Annotated in this window: 1 protein-coding gene and 1 pseudogene; one reads left to right on the plus strand and one right to left on the minus strand. The window is 67.2% G+C overall.

Features of this window, described 5'->3' with window-relative positions; genetic code table 11:
• Positions 1-130: pseudogene (locus tag FNJ47_RS47515) on the minus strand (3D domain-containing protein); the annotation flags it as partial.
• A gap of 37 nt (positions 131-167) precedes the next feature.
• Between FNJ47_RS47515 and FNJ47_RS55160 the strand changes: the two are divergent.
• The coding region (locus FNJ47_RS55160; protein WP_430649494.1) for a hypothetical protein at positions 168-247 on the plus strand (80 nt) is incomplete at its 3' end.

Raw genomic sequence — 247 nt, forward strand, 5'->3', positions numbered from 1 at the left:
CGCCGGGGTCGAGACCCTTCGGCACCAGCATCACGAACTGCATGTTGTGCCGCAGCCGCCCCGAGACCTTCCCGGCGTCCGCGCCGGCGCCGAAATAGAGATCAGCGCGCGCCGGGCCGACGATCGCGGTCGACAAGGCGCTGCATGTCTACGGCACGCCGTTCTTCATTGCAGGCGAGCTGCCGATCGACTCCGAACAGTCGAAGACGCCGTTCCACCGGCTGATGATCGCGCAGGACACTGGCTC

Source organism: Bradyrhizobium uaiense (assembly GCF_010811875.1).
Classification (GTDB): Bacteria; Pseudomonadota; Alphaproteobacteria; order Rhizobiales; family Xanthobacteraceae; genus Bradyrhizobium; species Bradyrhizobium uaiense.